Below are 24,500 nucleotides of genomic sequence, written 5' to 3'. Positions count from 1 at the left end.
GTCTGTGGCAGAGACCGTTTCGGGCGCATACGTTGTCCGGCGGATGCTCATGGGTGGAACGCTGGCAGGTTTCATCGCGGGTGGTCGGAGCTGAGTCTTCGATCGCGGTGGATATATCGACACACTGTTGGGTCCTGAGAGAACACGCGAGTGTTTCCTCTTAGGCAAGATAACGACAAGGCTGGATTCGCAGTCATACCGCAGGGCAGTTGTTCTGGCTGGTGTTGCGTCAGGTTCAGTTTTGTGTGTTGTTTGAGAACTGCACAGTGGACGCGAGCATCTTTGTTTGTAAGTGTTTAAGAGCGTACGGTGGATGCCTTGGCACCAGGAGCCGATGAAGGACGTAGGAGGCTGCGATAAGCCTCGGGGAGCTGTCAACCGAGCTGAGATCCGAGGATTTCCGAATGGGGAAACCCAGCACGAGTGATGTCGTGTTACCCGCATCTGAATATATAGGGTGTGTGGAGGGAACGTGGGGAAGTGAAACATCTCAGTACCCACAGGAAGAGAAAACAATAGTGATTCCGTGAGTAGTGGCGAGCGAAAGCGGATGAGGCTAAACCGTGTAGATGTGATACCCGGCAGGGGTTGTCTATACGGGGTAGTGGGGTCATTCTTCTCAGATCTGCCGGTCTGGGCGGGAGTCATAAACCGTTGTGTTAGTCGAAGGGTCTGGAACGGCCTGTCGTAGAGGGTGAGAATCCCGTAGGCGAAAACTCAACGGCTCTCGTGGATGATGCCCGAGTAGCAGCGGGCCCGTGAAATCTGCTGTGAATCTGCCGGGACCACCCGGTAAGCCTGAATACTCCCTGGTGACCGATAGCGGACTAGTACCGTGAGGGAAAGGTGAAAAGTACCCCGGGAGGGGAGTGAAATAGTACCTGAAACCGTGCGCTTACAATCCGTCAGGGCCTGCGAGCACTTTGGTGTGTTGTGGGTGATGGCGTGCCTTTTGAAGAATGAGCCTGCGAGTTAGTGGCATGTGGCGAGGTTAACCCGTGTGGGGTAGCCGTAGCGAAAGCGAGTCCGAATAGGGCGTTTCCAGTCGCGTGTTCTAGACCCGAAGCGGAGTGATCTACCCATGGCCAGGGTGAAGCGACGGTAAGACGTCGTGGAGGCCCGAACCCACTTAGGTTGAAAACTGAGGGGATGAGCTGTGGGTAGGGGTGAAAGGCCAATCAAACTCCGTGATAGCTGGTTCTCCCCGAAATGCATTTAGGTGCAGCGTCGCGTGTTTCACACCGGAGGTAGAGCTACTGGATGGTCTAGGGGGCCTACAAGCTTACCGAAATCAGCCAAACTCCGAATGCCGGTGTGTGAGAGCGCGGCAGTGAGACTGCGGGGGATAAGCTTCGTAGTCGAGAGGGAAACAGCCCAGATCGCCGGCTAAGGCCCCTAAGCGTGTACTAAGTGGAAAAGGATGTGGGGTCGCGAAGACAACCAGGAGGTTGGCTTAGAAGCAGCCACCCTTGAAAGAGTGCGTAATAGCTCACTGGTCAAGTGATCCTGCGCCGACAATGTAGCGGGGCTCAAGTACACCGCCGAAGCCGCGGCATTCACACAATACATCCGCCATTCCCTGCGGGGGGTGGTGCAGTGGTGTGGATGGGTAGGGGAGCGTCCTGCAGCCAGGGAAGCCACGGAGTGATCCAGTGGTGGAGGCTGTGGGAGTGAGAATGCAGGCATGAGTAGCGAAAGACGAGTGAGAAACTCGTCCGCCGAATGACCAAGGGTTCCTGGGCCAGGTTAATCCGCCCAGGGTGAGTCGGGACCTAAGGCGAGGCCGACAGGCGTAGTCGATGGACAACGGGTTGATATTCCCGTACCCGTGTATCCGCGCCCATGATGAATCAGTTGTGCTAATTGTCCAAAACCTCCGAGAAGACCTTCGGGTCTCGGGTGAGGGGCTGCACGAGACCCCGGCTGGTAGTAGTCAAGCGATGGGGTGACGCAGGAAGGTAGCTGGGCCAGTCAGTGGTTGTACTGGTGTAAGCCTGTAGGGCGTGACATAGGTAAATCCGTGTTGCATGAGCCTGAGAGGTGATGCGTAGCCGATTGAGGCGAATTCAGTGATCCTATGCTGCCGAGAAAAGCCTCTAGTGAGTTGGTACACGGCCCGTACCCCAAACCGACACAGGTGGTCAGGTAGAGAATACTAAGGCGATCGAGAGAACTGTGGTTAAGGAACTCGGCAAAATGCCCCCGTAACTTCGGGAGAAGGGGGACCAACGCTGGTGACCGGATTTACTCCGTGAGCTGGTGGTGGTCGCAGAGACCAGTGAGAAGCGACTGTTTACTAAAAACACAGGTCCGTGCGAAGTCGTAAGACGATGTATACGGACTGACGCCTGCCCGGTGCCGGAAGGTTAAGAGGACCGGTTAGCGCTTCGGCGCGAAGCTGAGAATTTAAGCCCCGGTAAACGGCGGTGGTAACTATAACCATCCTAAGGTAGCGAAATTCCTTGTCGGGTAAGTTCCGACCTGCACGAATGGCGTAACGACTTCTCAGCTGTCTCAACCACAGACTCGGCGAAATTGCATTACGAGTAAAGATGCTCGTTACGCGCGGCAGGACGAAAAGACCCCGGGACCTTCACTATAGCTTGGTATTGGTGTTCGGTACGGTTTGTGTAGGATAGGTGGGAGACTGTGAAGCGGACACGCCAGTGTTTGTGGAGTCATCGTTGAAATACCACTCTGATCGTATTGGACCTCTAACCTCGGACCATGATCTGGTTCAGGGACAGTGCCTGGTGGGTAGTTTAACTGGGGCGGTTGCCTCCTAAAATGTAACGGAGGCGCCCAAAGGTTCCCTCAGCCTGGTTGGCAATCAGGTGTCGAGTGCAAGTGCACAAGGGAGCTTGACTGTGAGACTGACAGGTCGAGCAGGGACGAAAGTCGGGACTAGTGATCCGGCACCGGCAAGTGGAAGCGGTGTCGCTCAACGGATAAAAGGTACCCCGGGGATAACAGGCTGATCTTCCCCAAGAGTCCATATCGACGGGATGGTTTGGCACCTCGATGTCGGCTCGTCGCATCCTGGGGCTGGAGTAGGTCCCAAGGGTTGGGCTGTTCGCCCATTAAAGCGGCACGCGAGCTGGGTTTAGAACGTCGTGAGACAGTTCGGTCTCTATCCGCCGCGCGCGTCAGAAACTTGAGGAAGGCTGTCCCTAGTACGAGAGGACCGGGACGGACGAACCTCTGGTGTGCCAGTTGTTCCGCCAGGAGCACTGCTGGTTAGCTACGTTCGGAAGGGATAACCGCTGAAAGCATCTAAGCGGGAAGCCTGTTCCAAGATGAGGTTTCTCACCACCTTCGAGTGGTTAAGGCCCCCCACAGACCATGGGGTTGATAGGCCAGAATTGGAAGCCCGGTAACGGGTGTAGGTGACTGGTACTAATCGGCCGAGGACTTACCAACAAAGAAGCTACGCGTCCACTGTGCGGTATCTGAAACAACACACAGATACAGATGCACCACAGCGACACTCTCCGGAGTTCGAGTGTGTGCTCTCTGTGTACAGTTTCATAGAGTTACGGCGGCCATAGCGGCAGGGAAACGCCCGGTCCCATTCCGAACCCGGAAGCTAAGCCTGCCAGCGCCGATGGTACTGCACTCGACAGGGTGTGGGAGAGTAGGACACCGCCGGAACATCATTCACGATAGGGGACCCAGAATCTGGGTCCCCTATCGGCGTTTGGGTACCTTGCCGTGCCTCCTCCGTGACGCGTCCGTGTCCATGCACCGCCGTCGGCACGTGATTCAATTTGTGGGGCCCCCGACCACTCTCGCGGAACCTAGAAAGGGATCACCGTGTCGGAACAGAACGACAACCGGAAGTCCTTCCGGCGTGACACCCCCGCCTCCGGTTCCGGCCAGGGGGGTGCGGGAGCCGATCGCCCGGCCCGCGGTGGCGGCTCGGAGGGACGCTCGTCCCAGGGCCGCCCCGACCGTGATCGCTCCGGTGGTCACGGTGGTGGCGCCCCGCGTCAGGGGTCACCACGTGGCTCGGACCAGCGCGGCGGCTTCAACAGGCGTGAGGATTCCGGCCAGCGTGGCGGATCCGGTGATCGTGGCGGTTTCAACCGGTCCGACAACGCCGCAGGCGAACGCGGCGGCTTCAAGCGACGCAATGATGCTGGTGAACGCGGCGCGTCCAGCCCGCGCGGTGACTCCGTAGGCGGCTTCAAGCGGCGTGACGATTCCGGGGACCATGGCGGTTTCGACCGTCGGAGCGGCTCCGGTGAGCGTGGCGGCTTCAACCGAGGCGGCGATTCCAGCGGGGGTGGCGATTCCGGTGCAGGAGGCGGTTTCAACCGGCGCGGTGACGCCCGCGAACGCGGCGGGGCAAGTCGCGCTGGCGATTCCGGCCATCGTGGCGGTTTCAATCGCGGGAGTGATTCCGGTGAGCGCGGTAGCTTCAATCGGCGTGAAGACTCCAGTCGTGGTGGCGATTCCGGTGCAGGAGGCGGTTTCAATCGGCGCGGTGACTCCGGCGAACGTGGTGGCTTCAACGCTCGCGGCGATTCCGGTGGGCGCGGTGGCTCCGATCGGCGCGATGATTCCGGCCAGCGCGGTGGTTTCAAGCGGCGTGACGACTCCGCCCCGCGCAGTGAATCGAGCCGTGGGGATTGGAGCCAGCGCGGCGATGGTCCGCAGGATCGGCGCCGGGGTGGCGAAGGTGCGCGTGCCGGGGCGCCGGGCGGTCGGTCGCTGGACCGCAAGCCGCCGCGACCCGAGGAGCCGGATCTGCCCGACGACGTCGAGGCTTCCGATCTGGAGCCTGCGGTCCGCCGCGACCTGCTGAGCCTCGACAAGGGCAATGCGGAATCGGTGGCCCGCCACCTGGTGATGGCGGCCCGATTGATCGATGACGACCCTAGGCTCGCCCTCGCGCATGCCCGTGCGGCACGACAGCGCGCAGGCCGCATTGCGGTGGTCCGGGAAACCGCCGGCGTCACCGCCTATCACGCGGGTGAATGGGCTGAAGCCCTCGCCGAACTGCGCACCGCCCGCCGCATGTCCGGCGGGGCCGGCCTGCTCGCGGTAATGGCGGACTGCGAACGCGGTCTCGGCCGCCCCGAGCGTGCCATCGAACTCGGCCGTAGCGACGAAGCCCGCGCCCTGAGTGGCGACGAGGCTTCCGAACTGCGCATCGTGGTTGCGGGCGCCCGCATGGACCTCGGCCAGTACGATCAGGCCGTGGTCACCCTGCAGACCTCCGAGCTTGACCCGTCCCGCACCGGCTCCGCCGCAGCCCGCCTCTTCTACGCCTACGCCGATGCCCTCGTCGCTGCGGGCCGCACCGACGACGGCCTCACCTGGTTCCTCAACGCCGCCTCCGCCGACCTCGACGGCGAAACCGACGCCGAGGATCGCGCCGCGGAACTGACCGGCGACGCCGACGTGTGAGGACCGCGGAGGTAGTCGAGCTGGTTCCCCGTCCCGCCGTGTTCGCGGGTTCAGCTCGACCCAGCCTTCGGTCGGGAACACGCGCTATCAAGTCTGTCGCGGCTGGCGTGCCGATCAGCTTGTGCCGCAATAGAATCGACCGAACTCAACGAGCTGTCCGGCCGAACTCGGTAGACATCGAGCAGAGTCGACAGTATGGCGGCGTCAGGTAACGCCGAGGCGTAGATGCCACCAGTGCGCGGTTGCTCTACACCCAGTGACTGGCGTCATCCCATGGACGCTGCCGGGTATCAGGAGACCCGGCGGGTTCGGATTCTGTCGGCAGGTCGGCGTAATGTGCGGGGTGCTTCCGAGGGCCGTTCGCCACTGTGCCGACCGTGGAAGCATCGGCATGACCGCCGGGGCAACCGGTGTAGGCGAGGAGTTCGGCAATTGCTGCCGACCGGTGATACGGAGTGAGAGTGGTGTGAAGCGGCTACGAGATCGTTACGAAGCCCTGCTGCTGGATCTGGATGGCACGTTGTATCGCGGTGATGCGGTGATCGAGGGTGCTCCGGAGGCTTTGGTGTCCGCGGGGAGTACGGCTGCACGGCAGCGGCTCGTGTACGTGACGAATAATGCCAGTCGCGGCCCAGATGTGGTCGCGCGGCATCTGGCCGAGCTCGGTTTCCCCGCGACCACCGATGATGTGGTGACCAGTGCGCAGGCAGCCGCACGACTGCTGGCCGAGCGGCTCGACCCGGGCGCGACCGTGCTGATCGTCGGCACCGATGACCTCGCCGCGGAAGTGGACGCCGTCGGGCTGAAGCCGATTCGCCGCTTCAACGGCACCGCGCCCGCCGCTGTCGTACAAGGACATTCACCCAAGACCGGCTGGCCGGACCTCGCCGAGGCCGCCTACGCATTGCGTGCGGACGCGCTGTGGGTCGCGGCCAACACCGACAAGACCTTGCCGAACGAACGCGGCCTCGCACCCGGCAACGGCGCGATGGTCGCGGCGCTGCGTACCGCCTCCGACCGTGAACCGATTGTCGCGGGCAAACCGTATGCGCCGCTGCTGGAGGACGCCTTGGTGCGGGCCGAGACCCGCAGTGCGTTGGTGGTGGGCGACCGCCTCGACACCGACATCGAGGGCGCGAACCGCATCGGCCTCGAATCGCTGCTGGTCCTGACCGGCGTCAGCACCCTCGATGAGCTGCGTGACGCACCCGCCGACCGGATCCCCACCTATGTCGCGGAATCGCTGGATGCGCTGAACCACCCGTCGGTGGACAGCGAACCCGACGGTGATCGCACCGCCGACCTGGCGGACAGGTTGCGGCGTAACCCGGGACGGGCTGTGACGGTACGCGCGTCTCGTTCGGAAATCCGATAGCGTTGACGTCACAATGAGTACTCCGACGCCCCGCTCGAATGGACCCGGTATGAACGGCCCCGGCTCGAACGGACCCCGCCCCGGGGTTCCGCTGCCCGGCCAGCATCTGCCGGGCGCGCAGGGGCGCCCGGAACCGGCCGACCCGGCTCGGATTCGCGCCGAGGTCGACAGCCTGCTCTCTGAGCTCGATATCCGCACCGGCGTCACCGAGGGTTCCGAATCCGGCGCGGATGTCACTCGGCGCGCCCGCATCCTGGAGCAGGCCCATGACGTCCTCGTCCAGGCCCTGGCCACGGTGGACAAGATCTGAGGTGGCCAGGCGCGCGCGAGTGGACGCCGAACTGGTTCGCCGCGGATTGGCGAGATCGCGGGAGCACGCGGTCGAGTTGATCGGCGCGGGTCGGGTCCTGATAGCTGGAACGGTCGCGGTAAAACCGGCGACCGCGGTGGAAACGGGCACGCCGCTGGTGGTGCGCGAACAACCCGACGAGGTCTCGTGGGCATCGCGCGGCGCGCACAAGCTGCTCGGGGCGCTCGAAGCGTTCGAATCCGAAGGGTTGACCATCGCGGGCAAGCGCTGCCTGGACGCGGGCGCGTCGACCGGAGGGTTCACCGATGTGCTGCTGTCGAAGCAAGCGCGTGAGGTCGTGGCGGTCGATGTCGGTTACGGCCAGCTGATCTGGCGGCTGCAGAACGATGATCGGGTGCTGGTCTTCGACCGCACCAATGTCCGCTCCGTGACCCCGGAAGCGATCGGCGGCCCCGTCGAATTGGTGGTGGGCGATCTGTCGTTCATCTCCCTCGGCCTGGTGCTGCCCGCGCTCGCCGCCTGCTCGGCGCCGGGCGCTGATCTGCTGCCTATGGTGAAACCCCAGTTCGAGGTGGGCAAAGAGCGGGTAGGCTCCGGCGGTGTGGTGCGGGATCCGGCCCTGCGTGCCGAAGTGGTGCGCGATGTCGCCGCCGCGGCCGCGGCATTGGGGCTGCGCACCAAGGCGGTTGTGGCCAGCCCGCTGCCCGGCCCGTCGGGCAATGTCGAATACTTTGTGTGGCTGCGTAAAGACGGGCGGTTCGAGTACGACGGCGAGCAGGTCGCGGCCCTCGTCGAGCGTGCGGTTGAGGAGGGTCCACAGTGAACGTGCAGGCGCCGGCCGAGTCCGGTGGCCGGGAGATTTTGCTGGTTTCGCACCCGGGTCGGGCGGAGATCATCGAAACCGCCCATCGGGTGGCGAAGATCTTCGCGGACGCGGGTATCGGGCTGCGGGTGCTCGCCGATGAGGCCGAAGGCACCCGATTCGATGTCGATATCGACTGTGAGGCCGCTGGCCCGGGCGCCTCGGCGGTGGCCGCGCCCGGCGGGTACCCGGTCCGCGTGGTCGAGCACTGCCCGGATGCCGCGGTGGGCTGCGAGATGGTGCTGGTGCTCGGTGGTGACGGGACCTTCCTGCGTGCCGCCGAACTGGCCAGGCCTGCGCGGGTGCCGGTGCTCGGAATCAACCTGGGCCGCATCGGTTTTCTTACCGAAGCCGAGGCCGAGCACCTCGATGAGGCGCTGGCCCACGTGGCCCGCAAGGACTATCGCATCGAGCAGCGGATGACGATCGACGTCACCGTCCGGGTGGACGACGAGATCGTCGAAACCGGTTGGGCGCTCAACGAAGCCAGTGTCGAGAATGCCTCGCGGATGGGCGTGCTCGAAGTGGTACTCGAGGTCGACGGCCGCCCGGTCTCGCAGTTCGGCTGCGACGGCATCCTGATTTCCACGCCAACCGGCTCTACCGCCTACGCGTTTTCCGCGGGCGGCCCGGTGGTGTGGCCGGAACTCGAAGCGCTGCTGGTGATTCCCAGCAACGCGCACGCCTTGTTCGCGCGTCCGCTGGTGACCAGCCCGGAGTCCCGGATCGCGGTGGAATCCGTTGCGACGGGCCATGATGCGATAGTTTTCCTGGATGGCAGGCGCACCCTGGCACTGCCGAAGGGCGGGCGGGTCGAGGCCGTCCGTGGCGCCGAGCCGGTGCGCTGGGTGCGGTTGGATTCCGCACCCTTCGCAGACCGGATGGTGCGCAAGTTCCAATTGCCCGTGACAGGCTGGCGTGGCCGACGGCGAACGGAGAGCACACGTGCTGACAGAGATCAGGATTGACGGCCTTGGCGTCATATCCACGGCCACTGCGCAATTCCACGAGGGTCTGACCGTTCTTACCGGTGAGACCGGCGCGGGCAAGACCATGGTGGTCACCAGCCTGCACCTGCTCAGCGGCGCACGGGCCGATGCGGGCCGGGTTCGGCTGGGTGCCGCGCGCGCCGTGGTGGAGGGCCGGTTCACCATCGAGGACGTGAACGACGCGGCGCGTGCCGAGGTCGGTCAGGTGCTGGAATCGGCTGCGGCGGACGCCGATGACGACGGCAGCATCATCGCGATTCGGACGGTAGGCAGTGATGGACGTTCGCGTGCCCACCTGGGCGGCCGCGGTGTGCCCGCCGCGGTGCTCGCCGATTTCACCGCTCCGCTGCTGACCGTGCACGGGCAGAATGACCAGCTGCGACTGCAGCGACCGGACCAACAGCTGTCCGCGCTGGACCAATTCGCCGGTGACGCGGTCGGGCCGTTGCTGCGCAAGTACCAGGTGCAGCGCCGATCCTGGCTCGACGCCCGCACCGAACTGATCGAACGCACCGCGCGCAGTAGGGAACTCGCGCTGGAGGCCGACCGGCTGAAGCATTCGCTCACCGAAATCGACACCATCGCACCGGAACCCGGTGAGGACGTGCGCATCCTCGATGAGGTGCGCCGACTCAGTGATCTGGACTCGCTGCGGGAGGCCGCCGCGACCGCGCACGACGCTTTGGCCGGTCCCACCGACTCGGCCGAAGACGGTTCCGGCGCACTGGAATTGCTCGGCACCGCCCGCGCGCGCATCGAATCGGCCGACGATCCGGCTCTGACCGCACTCGCGCCCCGGCTCGGCGAAGCCATCGAAGTGGTGATCGATTTGACCACCGAGCTCAGCGGCTACCTGTCGGACCTGCCGTCGGATCCCGGCGCACTGGACTCGCTGCTCACCAGGCAGGCCGAGCTCAAAACGCTCACCCGCAAGTACGCGCCCGATATCGACGGCGTCATCGCCTGGGCGGACGACGCGCGCAGCCGGTTGGACTCGCTCGATGTGTCCGATGAGGCGCTGGCCAAGCTGGCCGCCGAGGTGGATATCGCCGCCGACCACGTTCGCGAGGCGGCACGCAAGCTGACCACCGCACGAACCAAGTCCGCTGGGAAACTCGCCACGGCGGTGAGCGCCGAGCTCGCCGGGCTGGCAATGGGGAAGGCGCGACTCGAGATCGAAGTGCGTCCGGTGGCCGCGAGCCCGCAGGATTCCGCGCCGCTGACCGTTGATGGGAAAGAGTTGCACGCCGGGTCGAATGGCGTGGACGAGGTGGAGTTCCGGCTGTCGGCACACTCCGGAGCGCAGTCACTTCCGTTGAGCAAGAGCGCATCGGGTGGCGAGCTGTCCCGGGTGATGTTGGCTCTCGAAGTGGTGCTCGCCAGTTCGGATCACGGCGCCACCATGGTGTTCGACGAGGTCGACGCCGGTGTCGGTGGCCGTGCGGCAGTGGAGATCGGGCGCAGGCTCGCTCGACTCGCACGGACCCATCAGGTGATCGTGGTGACCCACCTGCCGCAGGTCGCGGCATTCGCCGACACGCACCTGGTGGTGGACAAGTCCGACGACGGCAAGGGCAAGGTCAACAGTGGCGTCCGCGCGCTCACGAAGGATGAGCGAGTGATCGAGCTGGCCCGCATGCTGGCGGGTCTCGACGATACCGAGACCGGCCGCGCGCACGCGGAGGAACTGCTCGAAACCGCCCGCTCCGAACGCGCCCTGGCCTGACTGTCCAGGAACCAGTGCACCCCTTCTGGGTCTCCGCAACCGGTGCGGATCCCGAGAAGGGTGCGGTCGAGCTACCGGCTCAGCGCACGGCCTTCTGTGCGCCGTGGACGAACTGGGTGATCAAGTTGCGCAGGCCGAACTCCAGAACCTTCGCAGGCACAGGCAGTTTCGGCTCCGACTCCATCGTGTAAGAGACCAGGGTGCCGTTGTCCACATCGGTGAAGGTGACGATGCCGACGTGCCGCTTGACCGGCGCACCCTTGACGATCTTGTACTCCATGCGCTCACCGGGCACCAACTTGGTGATCTCCTCGGTCACCCCGACCGGGCCGACGCCGATCAGGTGCTGCGCGCCGACGCCTTCGCGCTCGGTCAGGCCCGGCTTGGTCAGCTTGATCTGGAGCGGAAGGTAGGGGCTGATGCTCTCGCGCTCGGCGAAAAGCCGGTACACAACGTCACGCGGGGCGGCGATGATGGCGTCGACGGTGGTGCTGGCCATCAATGTCTCCTCTTCGAGATATCTGTGACCCGCAGCATACGGGTACTGTCTCCAGACCCGATGCGTCCGTGCCACGGGCATCACAACGACTGCGGTAGCGGCACGGTAGCCGGGCTGCCTTTCACCCACGGTATGTTGCTAGAAGGATCACAGTGACGAATGTGACAGGTGATTTCGGCGCGCCTCCACCAATGGTTGAGGGTTGGCGGCCATTATCGGGCCCATGAAGATGCTGGCGCTGTTGTCGAAGAACACCGAAACGCTGCCTGGTCTAACCGGCATCGCCCGGGTGGATCGCAACACTTGGCGTCTGCTGAAGCGGGTCGGGCCCGGTGATGTAGTTGTCCTCGACGAGATGGATCTGGATCGGCTCACGGCCGATCGGCTCGTCGAAGCGGGGGTTGTCGCGGTGGTGAATACCTCGCCGTCGATCTCGGGACGCTATCCGAATCTGGGCCCGGAAGTGTTGGTGGCCAAGGGGATTCTACTGCTCGACACGGTGAGTTCGGACGCGTTCACCAAGATCAAGGACGGCATCAAGGTCCGCATCAACGAGGGCATCATCTACGCGGACAAGTTAACCAAGAAGGAGCCAGAGGTCCTCGTCGAGGGCATCGAGCTCACCGTATCCGCCGTCGCCGATCGGATGGTGGAGGCCCGCAACGGCCTCGCCGACCATCTGGAGGCGTTCGCGGGCAACACCATCGAGTTCATCCGCACCGAAAGCGCGCTGCTCATCGACGGCATCGGCGTGCCGGAGCTCGAGCTGACCATGAAGCATCGGCACGTGGTCGTGGTGGCCGACGGCTCGGACCACGCCGATGACCTGAAGCGGCTCAAGCCCTTCATCAAGGAATACGCGCCGATCATGGTCGGTGTCGGCCGTGGCGCGGACACCCTGATGAAGCGGGGCTATCGGCCCGATCTGATCGTCGGCGATCCTGACGAAATCACCACAAGCACCTTGAAATCCGGCGCCGAGGTGATCCTGCCCGCCGATACCGACGGCCATGCCAAGGGTCTCGAACGCATCCAGGACCTCGGCATCGGGGCGACGACCTTCCCGTCGTCGGGCGCGGCCGCCGATCTGGCGCTGCTGCTGGCGCACCACCACGGTGCGTCGCTGATCGTGACCGCGGGCGCCGCCGCCTCGCTCGACGACTTCTTCGACCGCGGCCGCCGCGGCAGCAACCCGGCGACGTTCCTGACCCGGCTCAAGGTCGGGACGAAGCTGATGGACGCGAAGGCTGTGGCCACGCTCTATCGAAACCGGGTGTCCGGCACTGCCATCGCGATGGTCGTGCTTGCCGCGCTCATCGCGGTGATCGTCGCGATGTTCGCCTCGCATATGGGCGGTGAGGTGCTCGATTGGGCGGTCGACACCTGGAATCGATTCGCGCTGTGGGCACAGGGCCTGGTCGGCAAGTGACCGGGCGGAAAACTACACGGGAGTATCGATGATTTCGCTACGCCAGCACTCCATTTCGATTGTCGCGATCTTCCTAGCGCTCGCGGTCGGCGTGGTGCTCGGCTCGCAGACGGTGGCCGCGGATCTGCTGTCCGGGCTGCGCGCGGACAAAACCGATCTGCGCAAACAGGTCGACACGGTCTCCGAGCAGAATCGTCGACTGACCGACGAACTGAACGCGGCCGATCGGTTCATCGCAGGCTCGGCCGGGCGCATCCTGGGCGGCACCCTCACCGACCGCAGTGTCGTGATGTTCACGACCCCCGATGCCGATCCCGCCGACATCGAGGCGGTGACGAAGGGGCTGGAAACCTCCGGCGCCACGACGACCGGCAAGATCGCGCTCACCGACGCCTTCCTCGACGCCACCGAGGGCGACCGGATGCGCACCACGATCACCAACGTCATCCCGGCCGGTGCCCAGATGCGCACCGGCGCGGTCGACCAGGGCAGCATGGCGGGCGACCTGCTCGGCCTGGTGCTGCTGCTCGACCCCACGAACTCGCAACCCCGCAGCACCCCGCAAGAGCTGAGTCTGGCTGTCGAGACGCTGCGCGGCGGTGGCTTCCTCGCCTACGGCGACACTCCGGTGCATCCCGCTCAGCTCGCGGTCGTCGTCACCGGCAACGGCGCGCGCGCCGGAGAGAACGGTCAGGGCTCCAACACCGCCCGCTTCGCAGGCGCCCTGCGCGGCCGCGGCGTGGGTGTGGTGCTGGCCGGTCGTTCCGGCGCGGCCGACAATCCCGGCCCCATCGCGGTCGTCCGCTCGGACGCCGCCCTCGCCACCGCCGTAACGACCGTCGACAACCTCGATCGGGAAATCGGCCGCGTTACCACCGTCCTCGGCCTCAGCGAGCAACTGAACGGCGGCGCAGGCCGCTACGGCACCGGTACCAAGGCCAACTCTCTCACCCTCGCCGGCGTGCCTGCCTGAACCGACGCGCGGTGCGTTGATTCCCGGCAGTCCGGTCATGTGCTGGTCCGCGATACTACGGCGGTCACGAGGCGACCTCGCTCACAGTTATTGCCGTGGTGAATCGGCGAAGAGACGGGTCGGGGTTGCGCACGCGGTCGCTACGCGGTGAACACCTGCCTCGGGCACATGATTGATCGCAGCGACCGAGTGGCAAACGGGAGTCAGGGTGATCGGGACTGCGGATTCGTGTTACCGTGAAGACCCGTGGGTCAAACACGGATTCAGGCGCGAACGGCCACGAAGCACATCTTCGTCAGCGGTGGAGTCGCCTCCTCATTGGGTAAAGGTCTTACCGCCTCCAGCCTCGGTCAGCTGTTGACGGCGCGCGGGCTGCGCGTCACGATGCAGAAACTCGACCCGTACTTGAACGTCGATCCGGGCACCATGAATCCGTTCCAACACGGAGAGGTGTTCGTGACGGAGGACGGCGCCGAGACCGACCTGGATGTCGGTCACTACGAGCGGTTCCTCGACCGGGATCTGTCCGGGGACGCGAATGTCACGACGGGCCAGGTGTATTCGTCGGTGATCGCCAAGGAGCGGCGCGGCGAGTACCTCGGTGACACGGTGCAGGTCATTCCGCACATCACCGACGAGATCAAGAGCCGCATCCTCGCGATGGCCGATCCTGATCCAGAGGGACACGTCCCCGACGTGGTGATCACCGAGATCGGCGGCACCGTCGGCGATATCGAGTCGCAGCCGTTCTTGGAGGCGGCCCGCCAGGTGCGCCACGACGTGGGCCGGGAGAACGTCTTTTTCCTGCACGTGTCGTTGGTGCCGTACCTCGCGCCGTCGGGCGAGCTCAAGACCAAGCCGACCCAGCACTCGGTGGCCGCGCTGCGCAGCATCGGTATCCAGCCGGACGCGCTGATCCTGCGCTGCGACCGGGACGTGCCGCAGGGCCTCAAGAGCAAGATCGCGCTGATGTGCGACGTCGACGTGGACGCCTGCATCTCCACCCCGGACGCCCCGTCGATCTACGACATTCCGAAGGTGCTGCACCGCGAGGGCCTGGACGCCTATGTGGTGCGCAAGCTCGGCCTGCCGTTCCGTGACGTGGACTGGACCGTGTGGGGCGACCTGCTGGACCGGGTGCATTCGCCGCGCGAGACCGTCGAGGTCGCGCTGGTCGGCAAGTACGTCGATCTGCCCGACGCCTATCTGTCGGTAACCGAAGCGCTGCGCGCGGGCGGGTTCGCCTCGCGGGCGAAGGTCAACATCCGCTGGGTGCAGTCCGATCACTGCCAGACGCCGGCGGGTGCCCAGGCGGCGCTGCGCGATGTGGACGCGGTGCTGATCCCCGGCGGGTTCGGTATTCGCGGCATCGAGGGCAAGGTCGGCGCCATCCGGTACGCCCGGACCAGGGGTCTGCCGCTGCTGGGCCTGTGTCTCGGTTTGCAGTGTGTGGTGATCGAGGCCGCGCGTTCGGTCGGTCTGACCGAGGCCAATTCGGCCGAATTCGAGCCGGACACACCGTATCCGGTGATCTCGACCATGGCTGATCAGCAGCACGTCATAGCCGGTGAGGCCGATCTCGGCGGTACCATGCGACTGGGCGCCTACCCGGCCACCCTGGCGAAGGGGTCGGTGGTCGCGCAGGCATACGGCACCGTGCAGGTCTCCGAGCGGCACCGGCATCGCTACGAGGTGAACAACGCCTACCGCGACAAGATCGCCACCAGCGGCCTGAAGTTCAGCGGCACTTCGCCGGACGGGCACCTGGTCGAGTTCGTCGAGCTGCCCGCGGACAAGCACCCGTTCTTCGTTGCTACCCAGGCACATCCGGAACTGAAGAGCCGCCCGACCCGCCCGCATCCGCTGTTCGCGGCGCTCATCTCCGCGGCGCTGAAATACAAGCTGGCCGAGCGGCTTCCGGTCGATCTCCCGGACGACGAGCTCGCGAACACGGATCAGGCTTCGTAATGACGGAGCACGGGGGTGGACCTGGCAGCCACGATTTCGAAACCGTCTCCAGCCGAACGGTTTACAGCGGCGCGATCCTCGCACTGCGGCTGGACCAGGTGGCGATGCCCGGCGGTCGGATCGTCGAACGTGAGGTGATCGAGCATCACGGCGCCGTCGCTGTCGCGGCGATCGATGACGACGACAACGTGGTGCTAATCCGCCAATATCGGCACCCGATCGGCACCCGGCTGCTCGAGTTGCCCGCCGGGCTGCTCGACCTGCCGGGCGAGGATCCGCTGGAAGCGGCGAAGCGTGAACTGGCCGAGGAGACCGGTCTGGCCGCGCGGGAATGGTCGGTGCTGGTGGATGTCGCGCTGTCGCCCGGCTTCACCGACGAGGCGCTGCGGGTCTACTTCGCACGGGATCTGTACGAAACCCACCAGCCCGAACCGGAAAACGAAGAGGCGGACCTGGAGCTGGTCCGGATGCCGCTCGACGAGGCCGTCCGGGCCGCGCTGGGCGGTGCGATCGTCAACGCCACGGCGGTCGCGGGCGTGCTCGCGCTCGCGGCCGCGCGGGCCGGCGGTACCGAACTGCGCCGCGCCGACGCGCCGTGGCCCGGACAGCCGACCGCGTTTCTCCGCCGCAGGGCGGCACAGCAGCAGTCCGAAGACTGACGGGCCCGGGCGGTGCTCGCGCGGCAAATCGGCGCCTACCTCGACCATTTGGCGGTGGAGCGCGGCGCCGCGCGCAACACGCTCGGCGCGTATCGCCGGGACCTGGATCGCTATCGGAATTTCCTGACCGAGCGTGGCATCACAGGACTCGACAAGGCCTCCGAATCCGACGTCGCCGAGTTCACCATGGCATTGCGGGCCGGCGGTATCACCCACCCACCGCTGGCGGCCAGTTCGGTGGCCCGCGCGCTGATCGCGGTGCGCGGGCTGCACCGGTTCGCGGCGGCCGAGGGCATGACCACGACGGATGTCGCGCATGCCGTGAAGCCGCCCGCCGCTGGTCGCCGATTGCCGAAAGCGCTGCCCTACGACCAGGTCTTGAAGTTGCTGGAGGCCGCGGGCGGCGGACCGATGGATGCCGACAATCCCGACGCCTCGGTAGCGACGGACGGCGGGCCACGGGGATTGCGCGATCGTGCGCTGCTCGAACTGCTTTACTCGACCGGAGCGCGCATCTCCGAGATGGTCGGCTTGGACGTCGACGACCTCGACACCGACGAGCGGGCAGTCGTGCTGCACGGCAAGGGCGGTAAGCAACGGATGGTGCCGATCGGCAGGCCCGCCCTCGCCGCAGTCGACGCGTATCTGGTCCGGGGGAGGCCGGTGCTTGCCGCCAGCGGGAAAGGCAGTGCGGGCGCGCTGTTTCTGAATGCACGCGGCGGCAGGCTGTCGCGGCAGACCGCCTGGCAGGCTTTGCAGACCGCGGCCGAGCGCGCCGGGATCGGTGCGGCAGTGTCACCGCACACGTTGCGGCATTCATTCGCAACGCATCTGCTCGACGGCGGGGCCGATGTGCGAGTGGTGCAGGAGTTGCTCGGGCATGCGTCGGTGACAACCACACAGATCTACACGCTCGTCACTGTCAACACGTTGCGCGAGGTCTGGGCCACCGCGCACCCCCGCGCACGCTAGGTCGACACGCGCGCTGGATTCGCCAAGGGATCGAACTGGCGAACTGAGACGCCGTCACCCGACTCGCGGAAGGCGTTGACCACATCGTCTTGAATGTAGTGCCCACGTGAGCGTTGGTTTGTCCCAGCCGAATTCGACGGGGCCATGCGCGGGAATCGGCCCTGCTGCCGCGATACCACCAAACCGAGGAAGAATATGGACCATAGTCCGGTTACCTTCGATGTCGAGTCACGCCGTGCGTCGGCTCGGCATGTTGTCGGCTGAGCATGTGAGGTGAGCTGAATGGCAAAGGCTTTCATCGTCCACGAGTCCGATGTCGAAGAGGTATCGTTGCCGGGCGGCGGTTCCTTCCAGCTGCTCGAGGACAGTGAGAATTCCGATGGCTTGTTCAAGGCCAACCGGCTCGTCCTGCAGGCCGGTGCGGATGGCACCAGGCCGCACCATCACACTGAGTCGACAGAAATCTTCTACATCCTCGGCGGCACCATGGAATTCCTCGTCGACGGCGAACATCAATCGGTATCCAAGGGCGGCTTGGTCGTCGCCCCGCTGGGCACTGTGCACGCGTTCGGCGCCTCCGTCGACGGCCCGGCGGAGTTCCTGGCGGTGCTCACACCGGGTATCGTCCGATTCGAATACTTCCGGCAATTCGGTCGCGTCGCCCGAGGTGAGGCGGATTGGGACAGTATGGACGAACTACACGATCGGGTTCGACGTCCATTTCGACGGCGGACCCGAGTGGCGATGACACAGTGAGAGGTAACGTTTTCACTGCGAACACGCCGCGCTGAGGCGCGGCAGTTGGACACAGTCAAGCGGTAGCGTTCTTGCGAGAGCTGGACCGTACGAAAGCGAGGTCGGGCCCGATCGGCCTCGCTACGCTCGGCGAGGCAACGGGCAGGAACGCATAAGGAGCAGCGGATCGTGACGACAGCCAGTGCGGCAGAGCCGCCGATCAGTGCTGGGGCGCAGCCGCTTACGGGTACCCGGACGGGTCCGTACTCGGAGGCCGCCGCGGAAACGCTGTGGGGCATCGGCGCCGAACCCGTCCCAGAAGACGCGGCGCTGGGTCCCACCGGTCGGCCCCTGCGCGCGGTTCCCGACCCGCCCCCGGTCGAGCGGCACGGCGATGCCCTGATTGTCGCCATGTGCAATCAGAAGGGCGGCGTGGGCAAGACCACTTCGACCATCAACCTCGGTGCCGCGCTCGCCGAATTCGGCAGGCGGGTGCTGCTGGTCGACCTCGATCCGCAGGGTGCGCTCTCGGCGGGATTGGGTGTGGCCCACCATGATCTCGATCTGACCGTGCACAATCTGCTCATCGGGTCCAAGGTGTCCATCGAGGACGTGCTGACGGAGACCCGCGTCGAGAACCTGGACTTGCTGCCGAGCAATATCGATCTGTCGGCGGCGGAGATCCAGCTGGTCAACGAGGTGGGCCGGGAGCAAACACTGGCCCGCGCGCTGGAACCCGTGCGCGACCGCTACGACTACATTCTCATCGACTGCCAGCCGTCGCTCGGCCTGCTCACGGTGAATGCGCTGGCCTGCTCGGACGGCGTGATCATCCCGATGGAATGCGAGTATTTCTCGCTACGCGGGCTGGCGCTGCTCAATGACACCGTGGAGAAGGTGCGCGACCGGCTCAACCCGCGGTTGAGCCTCTACGGCATCGTGGTGACCATGTTCGATGCGCGGCTACTACATTCGCGTCAGGTGATGGCGCGAGTCGTCGAGGTGTTCGGCGATCTGGTCTACGACACGGCGATCTCGCGCACCGTCCGGTTCCCGGACGCCAGCGTGGCGGGCGAACCCATCACCACATGGGCATCGAAATCCGCTGGGGCCGAAGCATATCGGGCGATGGCGCGGGAAGTCATCCACCGGTCCGGCCGGTGACGGGAGATCCTGAGCCGGCGCCATCGACAACCACGGAAACGCTCGGCTCGGAGTCTGTCGTGGGCCCGGGCGAGGAAGCTCCTGCGCAAAAGTCCGGATTTCATCTGAGGCTGAGCAATTTCGAGGGGCCGTTCGATCTGCTGCTCACCCTGATCAGCTCGCGCAAGCTGGACGTAACCGAGGTGGCGCTGCACAAGGTCACCGACGAATTCATCGCCTACACCAAGGCGTTGACGGCGGCACTGTCCGGGAGCGACGCCGGGGTCGCCCTGCGCGCAGACAAGATCCTGGACCAGACCACCGAATTCCTGGTCGTCGCCGCCACTTTGCTCGACCTCAAGGCGGCCAGGCTGCTGCCGTCCGGTGAGATGACCGACGCCGAGGATCTCGAACTGCTCGAGGCACGCGACCTGCTGTTCGCCCGGCTGCTGCAGTACCGCGCGTTCAAGCAGGTCGCCGAGTTGCTCGGCGAGCTGGAGGCCGTCGCGCTGCGTCGCTATCCTCGTGCGGTCGGGCTGGAGGATCGGTTCGCCGACCTGCTGCCCGAGGTTACCCTGGGAGTAGACGCGCACGAATTCGCCGCGATCGCCGCCAGCGCCTTCCGGCCCCGCCCGATACCTAAGGTCGGGCTCGACCACCTGCACTGGCACGCCATCTCGGTCGCCGAACAGGCCGCCATCGTGCTCGAGCAGTTGAAACTGCGCGGTCCCGGCGGCTGGACGACCTTCGGTGAACTCGTCGCCGACTGCGATGTGCCGATCCAGATCGTCGCCCGCTTCCTCGCGCTGCTCGAGCTCTACCGCGGTAAGACGATCGAATTCGACCAGCCCGACCCGCTCGGCCCGCTCTCGGTCAGCTGGACCGGCGACCCGAAGGAAGACATCGCGCACGCGGCCGACACCGTGACTATCGAGGAGGACTACGGGTGAGCGAGCAACGGGTGAGCGAGCAACCCATGGACACGGCCGAGGAGAGCGAGGGAACGGTCGACTCGGCGGACGGAAGTGCGCGAATCGTGGCGGACGAGGGCGCGAGAGCCACCGACGCGGCCGAGAGCGCCGAGCGAATCGTTGACGCGGCGGCCGATGGGGCAACCGTCGACGCGGCCGAAGGCGCTGCGAGCGCGGCCGAGGATGCCGAGAGCGACACAGTGGCGGAGTTCACCCCCGAGACTCTGGATGACGATGAATTCCGGGCGGCATTGGAGGCCATGTTGCTCATCGTGGACTCTCCGGCCCCGGTAGAACTGCTTGCCGATGCCTTGGCGGACACCTCGGTGCGGGTGGATCGGACCCTGCGCGAACTGTCCGCGGAACTGTCCGCGCGGGCCAGCGGCATCGACCTGCGTTTCGTCGGGGACGGCTGGCGCTTCTATACTCGCAGCGAGTATGCGCCGTATGTAGAACGGATGTTGCTCGACGGCGCCCGGTCGAAACTGACGCGGGCGGCATTGGAAACTCTGGCGGTTGTGGCATACCGTCAACCGGTGACCCGGACCAGGGTCAGCGCGGTGCGCGGCGTGAACGTCGACGGGGTGATGCGAACCCTGCTGGCTCGGGGATTGATCGCCGAGGCCGGGGTCGACTCGGAGACGAACGGCACGCAGTACTGCACGACCGAGCTGTTCCTGGAACGGATCGGACTCTCGTCGCTGACCGATCTACCGCCGCTGGCGCCCCTACTGCCGGGCGTCGACCTGATCGATGAGATTAACGAGAGCCTGGATACGGATCCCCGTTACACCAGGCTGAGGAAACCCGTCGAGGCCGATTTGGACCTCGGCACCGAGGACTGACAGGACAACATGAGTACGCCCGCTCGCCGAGATGGCACACCGGATCGTAGAAAACGCAGCGACCAGCCCACCAGGGGCGGCGCAGGCCGTGACGCAGGCTCCCGAGGAGCCCGTTCGGCACAACGGGGGGACACACAGCGCGGGGCTTCCTGGGGAGGCGAAGGTGGGTCTTCGCAGGGCGGAGGCTATCGCGGGGGTTCGCACGGCGGAAGCGGCCAGCGAGGGAGTTCGCAGGGTGAGGGCGGTTACCGCGGGTCTTCCCAGGGCGGTTACCGCGGGGGCTCGCAAAGTGAGGGTGGTTACCGTGGGGGTTCGCAGGGTGGATCCGGACAGCGTGGGTCCTCGCAAGGCGGCGGCTACCGTGGCAGCTCGCAGAGCGAGGGGGGTTACCGTGGGGGTTCGCAGGGTGGATCCGGCCAGCGTGGCTCGTCGCAGCGTGGCGGTTCGCAGGGCGAGGGCGGCTATCGCGGATCCTCGCAAGGCAGTGGGGCGCAGCGTGGTTCGTTGCAAGGCGGCGGCTATCGCGGTCCCTCCGAGGGCGGCGGCTATCGCGGATCCTCGCAGGGTGACGCCCCGCGTCGCCCCGCCCAGTCTTCGTCATCCGGGACGACAGCTCGCAAGGCCAAGAACCCGAAGCCGGAGCGTAAGGTTGTCGCGCCGACGCTGCTGAACAATGCCAAGCCCGCCAGGCGCCAGCACGCCGAACCGGTCGCCGAAGGACACGTGAAACTGCCTGCGGGCGAAGGCGAACGGCTGCAGAAGGTGCTCGCCAAGGCGGGCGTCGCCTCGCGCCGCGCCGCCGAGGAAATGATCGACCAGGGCCGCGTCGAGGTCGACGGCGCAATCGTCACCGAGCAGGGCTTGCGGATCAATCCGCAGACCGCCGTGGTCCGCGTCGACGGCACGCGGGTGATGGTGCGTGAGGAATTGGTCCACATCGCGCTGAACAAGCCGAAGGGCTGGCAGTCCACCATGTCCGACGATCTCGGACGCCCGTGCGTTGGTGACATCGTCGCCGAACGGATCGCGGCCGGGCAGCGGCTGTTCCACGTCGGTCGGCTCGACGCCGACACCGAGGGCCTGCTGCTGCTCACCAACGACGGTGATCTGGCGCACCGGCTCATGCATCCCTCGTTCGAGACGCCGAAGACCTACCTGGCGACGGTGAACGGCGAGGTCAACAAGTCGATCGGCAAGCGGCTCAGAGACGGCATCGAACTCGAGGACGGCCCCGCGAAGGTCGACAAGTTCCAGGTGCTCGAACTGGGCGAGGGACGTTCCCTGGTCAAACTGGTGTTGCACGAAGGGCGCAAGCACATCGTGCGCCGGCTGCTCGACGCCGTCGGCCACCCGGTGACCCGGTTGGTGCGCACCAATATCGGTCCGGTCGCGTTGGGCGATCAACGGCCCGGCACGCTGCGTGTGCTCGGTCGCGATGAAGTCGGCAAACTGTATGAGGCGGTGTCGTTGTGAACGGTGTGGAGATTCCGGTGGAGGCCCTCGGGCAGATATCGGGCACTTCGCCACTGGTCGTCGCGATGGACGGTCCGTCGGGTACCGGCAAGTCCAGCGTTTCGCGGCGGCTGGCGACGTGCCTCGATGCCCGCTACCTGGATACCGGCGCGATGTATCGCGTGGCGACGCTTCGGGTGCTGCGCGCCGGTATCGAGCTGACGGACGCCGCGGCGATCGGCGCGGCGGTCAAGGAGCTGCCGCTGACCATCGGCAGCGACCCGAGCCGGGAAGTAATCCTGCTCGATGGTGCGGATGTGTCCTCGGAGATTCGCGGCGACGCCGTCACCAAGGCCGTCTCTGCGGTGTCCGCGGTGCCCGAGTTGCGTGACCTGCTGGTCGCCATGCAGCGCGAAATCACCTCTGCTGCACAGCGAATCGTGGTCGAGGGGCGCGACATCGGCACCGTCGTGCTGCCGGACGCGGACGCCAAGATCTACCTGACCGCGTCCGCGCAGGCCCGTGCGGAGCGGCGCAATCAACAGAACATCCGCGAAGGCCGCGGTGACGACTACGAGGCCGTGCTCGCCGACGTGCAGCGTCGCGACAACCTCGACTCGACACGCAAGGTGTCGCCGTTGCGCCCCGCCGAGGATGCGGTGCTGGTGGATACCAGCGACATGAACATGGATGAGGTCATCGATGAGCTGTACCGCGTTGTGGCGCGGCAGGTTTCAGCTGGCCGGACAGGAAGGGTACAGTGACCGAGGACGTTCTGGTCGGCGACGGCGTATGGAGCGACGAAACCGACTGGGAGACTATTGATCTCGACGGTGAGTTCGCGGAGGACGCCGATGTCGCGATGCCTACCCTCGCGGTTGTCGGTCGACCGAACGTCGGCAAGTCGACCCTGGTCAACCGGATCATCGGACGCCGCGAGGCGGTCGTCGAGGACATTCCCGGCGTGACCCGCGACCGCGTCTCCTACGAGGCGAACTGGTCGGGACGCCGTTTCCTCGTGCAGGACACCGGCGGCTGGGAGCCCGACGCCAAGGGCCTGCAGCAGTCGGTGGCCAGGCAGGCCGAATTGGCGATGCAGACCGCCGACGCGATCCTGCTGGTCGTCGACGCTGTTGTCGGCGCCACCGCCACGGACGAGGCGGCGGTCAAGGTGCTGCGTCGGTCCAAGACCCCGGTCATCCTGGTCGCCAACAAGGTCGATGACGAGCGCGTCGAATCCGAGGCCGCCGCGCTGTGGTCGCTCGGCCTCGGTGAACCGCGCATGGTCAGTGCCTCGCACGGACGCGGCACCGGCGATCTGCTCGACGATGTCCTCGCCGTGCTGCCCGAAACCCCGCGCGAAGGCACCGGCGGGACCGGCCCGCGCCGCGTCTCGCTGGTCGGTAAGCCGAATGTCGGCAAGTCGAGCCTGCTCAACAAGCTGGCGGGCGACGAACGCTCGGTCGTGCACGATGTCGCGGGCACCACCGTCGACCCGGTCGACTCACTGGTCGAATTGGGCGGCAAGATCTGGAAATTCGTCGACACTGCGGGCCTGCGCCGCAAGGTCTCCCATGCCAGCGGCATGGAGTTCTACGCGTCGCTGCGTACCAAGTCGGCACTCGAGGCATCCGAGGTCGCCATCATGCTGGTGGATGCCTCGCAGCCGATCACCGAGCAGGATCTGCGGGTGATCAGCATGGTCGCCGAGTCCGGTCGCGCACTGGTGCTTGCCTTCAACAAGTGGGACATGGTCGACGAGGACCGCCGCTTGCAACTCGAACGCGAAATCGATCGCGACCTGGTCCGTGTCCCGTGGGCGCAGCGGGTGAACATCTCCGCCCACACCGGTCGCGCGGTCCAAAAGCTCGTTCCCGCGATGGAAACCGCGCTGGAATCGTGGGACAAGCGCATTCCGACCGGCCGCCTGAACACCTGGCTCAAGGAAGTGGTCGCCGCGACCCCGCCGCCGATGCGCGGCGGTCGCCTGCCGCGGGTCATGTTCGCCACCCAGGCGACGACGCGTCCGCCGACCTTCGTGCTCTTCACCACCGGCTTCCTGGAAGCGGGCTACCGCCGCTTCCTGGAGCGCCGCCTGCGCGAGGAATTCGGCTTCGACGGTTCGCCGGTGCGTATCTCGGTGCGCGTCCGTGAGAAGCGGGATCGCAAGAAGTAACCGG

At 65.7% G+C, this 24,500-nt stretch carries 18 protein-coding genes, 2 rRNA genes and 1 pseudogene; 20 read left to right on the top strand and 1 reads right to left on the bottom strand.

Going from position 1 to position 24,500, the window contains the following annotated elements; genetic code table 11:
* The first annotated feature begins 286 nt into the window (after positions 1-286).
* The 8 genes and pseudogenes from ACV7NQ_RS01565 to recN all read left to right on the top strand — a co-directional run bounded on the left by ACV7NQ_RS01565 (position 287) and on the right by recN (position 10,674).
* Positions 287-3,420, top strand: a 23S ribosomal RNA gene (locus tag ACV7NQ_RS01565).
* Between the two features lie 114 nt (positions 3,421-3,534).
* A 5S ribosomal RNA gene (gene rrf, locus ACV7NQ_RS01560) occupies positions 3,535-3,651 on the top strand.
* Between the two features lie 783 nt (positions 3,652-4,434).
* A pseudogene (locus ACV7NQ_RS01555) lies at positions 4,435-5,412 on the top strand (tetratricopeptide repeat protein); the annotation flags it as partial.
* Positions 5,413-5,878: 466 nt separating this feature from the next.
* Positions 5,879-6,787 carry an HAD-IIA family hydrolase gene (locus tag ACV7NQ_RS01550; RefSeq protein ID WP_463357939.1) on the top strand — a complete coding sequence of 303 codons (909 nt, stop codon included), beginning with the start codon at positions 5,879-5,881 and terminating at the stop codon, positions 6,785-6,787.
* A gap of 49 nt (positions 6,788-6,836) precedes the next feature.
* Entirely contained in the window at positions 6,837-7,097 is a 261-nt protein-coding gene (locus ACV7NQ_RS01545) for a hypothetical protein (RefSeq protein WP_463357938.1), read from the top strand.
* Between the two features lies 1 nt (position 7,098).
* The gene (locus ACV7NQ_RS01540; RefSeq protein WP_463357937.1) at positions 7,099-7,920 is read left to right on the top strand and encodes a TlyA family RNA methyltransferase; all 822 of its coding nucleotides are present in this window, start codon (positions 7,099-7,101) and stop codon (positions 7,918-7,920) included.
* Positions 7,917-8,927 carry an NAD kinase gene (locus ACV7NQ_RS01535; RefSeq protein ID WP_463357936.1) on the top strand — a complete coding sequence of 337 codons (1,011 nt, stop codon included), beginning with the start codon at positions 7,917-7,919 and terminating at the stop codon, positions 8,925-8,927. Before ACV7NQ_RS01540 ends, ACV7NQ_RS01535 begins: the two co-directional genes overlap by 4 nt.
* Entirely contained in the window at positions 8,905-10,674 is a 1,770-nt protein-coding gene (gene recN, locus ACV7NQ_RS01530; protein ID WP_463357935.1) for a DNA repair protein RecN, read from the top strand. Before ACV7NQ_RS01535 ends, recN begins: the two co-directional genes overlap by 23 nt.
* A 79-nt stretch (positions 10,675-10,753) precedes the next feature.
* Here the strand turns inward: recN and ACV7NQ_RS01525 are convergent, their stop codons facing one another.
* The gene (locus ACV7NQ_RS01525; protein WP_463357934.1) at positions 10,754-11,173 is read right to left on the bottom strand and encodes an SRPBCC family protein; all 420 of its coding nucleotides are present in this window, start codon (positions 11,171-11,173) and stop codon (positions 10,754-10,756) included.
* A gap of 223 nt (positions 11,174-11,396) precedes the next feature.
* Between ACV7NQ_RS01525 and steA the strand changes: the two genes are divergently transcribed.
* The 12 genes from steA (at position 11,397) to der (ending at position 24,496) form a co-directional block, all read left to right on the top strand.
* Positions 11,397-12,602 carry a putative cytokinetic ring protein SteA gene (gene steA / locus ACV7NQ_RS01520; RefSeq protein WP_463365491.1) on the top strand — a complete coding sequence of 402 codons (1,206 nt, stop codon included), beginning with the start codon at positions 11,397-11,399 and terminating at the stop codon, positions 12,600-12,602.
* A 28-nt stretch (positions 12,603-12,630) separates the two neighbouring features.
* Positions 12,631-13,575: a copper transporter gene (locus tag ACV7NQ_RS01515; protein ID WP_463357933.1), complete on the top strand. Its 945-nt coding sequence runs from the start codon at positions 12,631-12,633 to the stop codon at positions 13,573-13,575.
* 246 nt (positions 13,576-13,821) lie between these two features.
* Positions 13,822-15,543, top strand: a complete 1,722-nt coding sequence (locus ACV7NQ_RS01510) for a CTP synthase (protein ID WP_463357932.1) — start codon at positions 13,822-13,824, stop codon at positions 15,541-15,543.
* Complete coding sequence (locus tag ACV7NQ_RS01505) at positions 15,543-16,202, top strand: NUDIX domain-containing protein (protein ID WP_463357931.1); 660 nt, start codon at positions 15,543-15,545, stop codon at positions 16,200-16,202. Before ACV7NQ_RS01510 ends, ACV7NQ_RS01505 begins: the two co-directional genes overlap by 1 nt.
* A 12-nt stretch (positions 16,203-16,214) precedes the next feature.
* The gene (gene xerD / locus ACV7NQ_RS01500; protein ID WP_463357930.1) at positions 16,215-17,174 is read left to right on the top strand and encodes a site-specific tyrosine recombinase XerD; all 960 of its coding nucleotides are present in this window, start codon (positions 16,215-16,217) and stop codon (positions 17,172-17,174) included.
* 282 nt (positions 17,175-17,456) lie between these two features.
* On the top strand, positions 17,457-17,930 hold the full coding sequence (locus ACV7NQ_RS01495) for a cupin domain-containing protein (RefSeq protein WP_463357929.1): 474 nt from the start codon (positions 17,457-17,459) through the stop codon (positions 17,928-17,930).
* A gap of 267 nt (positions 17,931-18,197) precedes the next feature.
* The gene (locus tag ACV7NQ_RS01490) at positions 18,198-19,073 is read left to right on the top strand and encodes a ParA family protein (RefSeq protein WP_463365490.1); all 876 of its coding nucleotides are present in this window, start codon (positions 18,198-18,200) and stop codon (positions 19,071-19,073) included.
* Between the two features lie 59 nt (positions 19,074-19,132).
* Positions 19,133-20,002, top strand: a complete 870-nt coding sequence (locus ACV7NQ_RS01485) for a segregation and condensation protein A (RefSeq protein WP_463357928.1) — start codon at positions 19,133-19,135, stop codon at positions 20,000-20,002.
* 26 nt (positions 20,003-20,028) lie between these two features.
* On the top strand, positions 20,029-20,868 hold the full coding sequence (gene scpB / locus ACV7NQ_RS01480) for an SMC-Scp complex subunit ScpB (protein WP_463365489.1): 840 nt from the start codon (positions 20,029-20,031) through the stop codon (positions 20,866-20,868).
* A 504-nt stretch (positions 20,869-21,372) separates the two neighbouring features.
* Positions 21,373-22,341 (top strand): pseudouridine synthase, encoded by a 969-nt coding sequence (locus tag ACV7NQ_RS01475; protein ID WP_463357927.1) that lies wholly within the window; start codon positions 21,373-21,375, stop codon positions 22,339-22,341.
* Between the two features lie 65 nt (positions 22,342-22,406).
* Positions 22,407-23,084: a (d)CMP kinase gene (gene cmk, locus ACV7NQ_RS01470; RefSeq protein ID WP_463365488.1), complete on the top strand. Its 678-nt coding sequence runs from the start codon at positions 22,407-22,409 to the stop codon at positions 23,082-23,084.
* Complete coding sequence (der, locus tag ACV7NQ_RS01465) at positions 23,081-24,496, top strand: ribosome biogenesis GTPase Der (RefSeq protein WP_463357926.1); 1,416 nt, start codon at positions 23,081-23,083, stop codon at positions 24,494-24,496. The genes cmk and der overlap by 4 nt, the downstream gene beginning before the upstream one ends.
* Positions 24,497-24,500: the final 4 nt, after the last annotated feature.

Source organism: Nocardia sp. Tas62D01, assembly GCF_055232035.1.
Note: the sequence above shows the minus strand (reverse complement) of the source record. Positions and strands in the feature narration are given on the sequence as shown.

Bases quoted from the DNA above. Each gene is read 5' to 3' on its own strand.
- ACV7NQ_RS01515 (WP_463357933.1), top strand. From the start codon at position 12,631: ATGATTTCGCTACGCCAGCACTCCATTTCGATTGTCGCGATCTTCCTA.
- scpB (WP_463365489.1), top strand. From the start codon at position 20,029: ATGGACACGGCCGAGGAGAGCGAGGGAACGGTCGACTCGGCGGACGGA.
- ACV7NQ_RS01495 (WP_463357929.1), top strand. From the start codon at position 17,457: ATGGCAAAGGCTTTCATCGTCCACGAGTCCGATGTCGAAGAGGTATCG.
- cmk (WP_463365488.1), top strand. From the start codon at position 22,407: ATGGACGGTCCGTCGGGTACCGGCAAGTCCAGCGTTTCGCGGCGGCTG.
- ACV7NQ_RS01525 (WP_463357934.1), bottom strand. From the start codon at position 11,173: ATGGCCAGCACCACCGTCGACGCCATCATCGCCGCCCCGCGTGACGTT.
- ACV7NQ_RS01545 (WP_463357938.1), top strand. From the start codon at position 6,837: ATGAACGGCCCCGGCTCGAACGGACCCCGCCCCGGGGTTCCGCTGCCC.
- ACV7NQ_RS01505 (WP_463357931.1), top strand. From the start codon at position 15,543: ATGACGGAGCACGGGGGTGGACCTGGCAGCCACGATTTCGAAACCGTC.
- steA (WP_463365491.1), top strand. From the start codon at position 11,397: ATGAAGATGCTGGCGCTGTTGTCGAAGAACACCGAAACGCTGCCTGGT.